At 64.7% G+C, this 3,050-nt stretch carries 4 protein-coding genes; all 4 read left to right on the forward strand.

The window, feature by feature from the left end:
• A partial coding sequence (locus RTN46_RS16765) for a DUF4389 domain-containing protein (protein WP_312183124.1) occupies nucleotides 1-877 on the forward strand: 877 nt, incomplete at its 5' end.
• Nucleotides 878-936: 59 nt separating this feature from the next.
• Complete coding sequence (locus RTN46_RS16770) at nucleotides 937-1,494, forward strand: dihydrofolate reductase family protein (RefSeq protein WP_312183127.1); 558 nt, start codon at nucleotides 937-939, stop codon at nucleotides 1,492-1,494.
• A gap of 134 nt (nucleotides 1,495-1,628) precedes the next feature.
• Entirely contained in the window at nucleotides 1,629-2,063 is a 435-nt protein-coding gene (locus RTN46_RS16775; protein WP_312183129.1) for a hotdog domain-containing protein, read from the forward strand.
• A gap of 195 nt (nucleotides 2,064-2,258) precedes the next feature.
• Nucleotides 2,259-3,050 (forward strand): MFS transporter (locus RTN46_RS16780; RefSeq protein ID WP_312183132.1); only part of this gene is annotated, 792 nt, incomplete at its 3' end.

The raw sequence follows: 3,050 nt of genomic DNA on the forward strand, positions 1-3,050 counted from the left end.
GGGCCAAGGCGGCAGCGGAAACGACGGCGCTTATCCGGCCCGGCTGCAGGGCTGGCTGGATCCCGGCCTGAGCCGCTGGCAGTGGCTGGTCAAATGGTTCCTGGCCATCCCGCACTACGTAGTGCTGTTTTTCCTCTGGATCGCGTTTATTGTCGTCACCGTCATTGCGTTCTTCGCCATCCTCTTTACGGCCAGGTATCCGCGGACGCTGTTCGATTTCTCCGTCGGAGTGATCCGCTGGAGCTGGCGGGTCAGCTTCTACGCGGCGAACCCGCTCGGCACCGACCGCTATCCGCCGTTCACTCTGGACCGGACGGACTATCCGGCCGATTTCGACGTCGACTATCCGGAGCGCCTGAGCAGGGGCCTGGTGCTGGTGAAATGGTGGCTCCTGGTGATCCCGCAGGCCCTGATCGTGGGGGCGTTCACCACGGGCACCATCGTGGTGGTCAGCACCTGGAACAGGGGAGGCTACCCAGCAACCATGGATGGGACGGCCTATTGGGGAATGCACGGCGTCTGGCGCGTCACCGAAGCCGGTTTGTCGCTGCTGAGCCTCCTGGTCCTCATCGCCGTGATTGGGCTGCTGTTCACCGGACGGTACATAGCACCGCTGTTCGCACTCGCTATGGGGCTGAACCGCTGGCAATACCGGGTCCTGGCCTATGCCGCCCTGCTGCGGGACGAGTACCCGCCGTTCCGGCTCGATCAGGGCCCGATGGACCCCCGGGACTCCGTCCGGGTACCGGTTCAGGGGCCCGGACAAGGGCCAGAACAGTCACCCGGGCCGGACCAGCAGCCCCCAGGCCAGTCACCCGGGCCGGACCAGCAGCCCCCAGGCCAGTCACCCGGGCCACAGGGATATTCGTCGACCTAGCACCGTCTGATCATGGGCGGGGTCTGGCTGCGGAGGCGCCGCCCTGACAGAGTAGCCCGATGGGCAAGCTCATTTATCAGATTCCCAGTTCCCTGGACGGCTATGTCAAGGACGCGGACGGGTCCTTTGACTGGTCGATGCCTAGTGACGACATGATTGCATTCCTGACTGACAGCATGGACGGCGTGAGTACCTACCTGTACGGCCGGGGCATGTACGAGGCGATGAAAATCTGGGGGACCGACCCCGATTCCGTTGGGACGGCCCCGGAACTGCAGAGGTTCGCACGGCTCTGGCAGGCGGCGGATAAAGTCGTCTATTCGACCACCCTCACTATGGTGGAAACGTCCCGGACCCTGTTGAAAGACCACTTTGACCCCGGGGAAGTGCGGCAGTTGAAGACTGAGGCCCCCGGAGACCTGACCATCGAGGGACCGGGTCTCGCGGCCCACGCCCTCCGCGAAGGACTTGTGGACGAGATCCAACGCCTGGTTTCGCCGGTCGTCGTGGGCGGCGGGACTCCGGTTTTTCCGCCAGCTCTCCGCCTCGGCCTGGATCTGGCCGAAGTCCGGGGCTTCAGCGGAGGCGTCGTTTTCCTGCGGTACGCTGTCCGCTGAGGAAGCCAGCGGAAGCCGAGCCGGACCCCTTCCAGAGGACATCCCGGACCCGTCTGCGACACCGGCAACAGAGCCCTGTGAGAGTCCTCTCGAATGGCCCATAGGCGGCAGGACGCGGCGTTATGTTAATAAATATGGAACCTGGCAATATTAATTTTCACACCCGCAAGTGGGTCCGTCCTGAGGACCTGAACGCGAACGGCACACTCTTCGGGGGCTCCCTCCTTCGCTGGATCGATGAAGAGGCCACCATCTACGCCATTCTCCAAATGGGCAACGGACGCGTCGTCACGAAGCTGATGTCCGAAATTAACTTCGTCAGCTCGGCCCAGCAGGGCGACCTGATCGAAATGGGACTGCGCGCCACCAAATTCGGCCGCTCCTCGCTGACCATGCAGGCTGAAGTGCGGAACATGATCACCCGCTCCAGCATCCTGACCATCGATCGCATTGTGTTCGTCAACCTCGACGAGCACGGCCGCCCGGCACCGCACGGCTATACCGAAGTGACGTATGACAGGGACCGCCTTCCCAAGCACCACCTTCCGGCCGGGCCGCCGCAGCCCTAAGGCGGCTACACCGGGCGACCCCTCACAAACGGTCACACGACGCGTAATGTGAGCCAACCCGGGCCACAAGCTGACAGAATCGCGGGAGGCCGCCACGGAGCGGTTCGGAACGAGCCTTCAGCGAAGCGGGTACCCATGCAAATCGACAGTCCAGCTGCGACCGGACGAAACGGGAAGCAAAGGACAGCCCGCTGGATGTTCTGGGGCGCCTTATCCGGGATCATCCTGATCGCCCTTAACCTGCGCGGCCCCATCGTTGCTCCGTCCCCGATCCTGGGTCTCCTGCAGGCAGAGCTGGGGATGTCCGTTCAGACCGCCGGCCTGCTGACCAGCCTTCCAATCGCCTGCTTTGGCGTTGTTTCCTTCCTGGCGCTGCCGCTGCTTCGCCGCAGCGGCCCGGACCAGGCAATCGCCTTCTGCCTGGCCGGAATTGTTGCCGGATCCGTGCTGAGATCATCTGGCGGAACAGAGCTGGCGCTCGCAGGAACTGTCGTTATCGGTGCTTCCATCGCCGTGGGCAATGTCCTGGTTCCTGTGGTGATCCGGCGGGACGTCCCGTCAGCACGCGTTCCCCTGGTCACCGGCGTCTACACGGCGGCGATGAACATCGGATCGATGACGACCCTGATCATCACGGCTCCGCTGGCCGAGGCCTTCGGCTGGCGCACGGCCCTGGTGCTTTGGAGCGCCCTTGCCATCGTGGCTGCCCTTGCCTGGCTGGCCCTGGTGGGCTGGCGCGCCTTCCTGCTCGGATCGGATGCGGGGCGGGGCATACCGGCGCCAAGCGTGCCGCAGAGTGGGTCCACGCCGGGGCAGCCGGCCGGCCGCATGATCCCGACGGCGGCCGCGGGCGAACGTCCCGGCTGGCGGCTCCCCGCCGCATGGGTACTGCTGATCGCCTTCAGCGGCCAGGCCTTTGCTTTCTACGCCGTCTCCACCTGGCTGCCCACGCTGCTCTCCGACGTCGTTGGACTGGATACCGCTGCC

The sequence above is a fragment of the Arthrobacter sp. genome, from assembly GCF_031988865.1.
Lineage (GTDB): Bacteria > Actinomycetota > Actinomycetes > Actinomycetales > Micrococcaceae > Arthrobacter_B.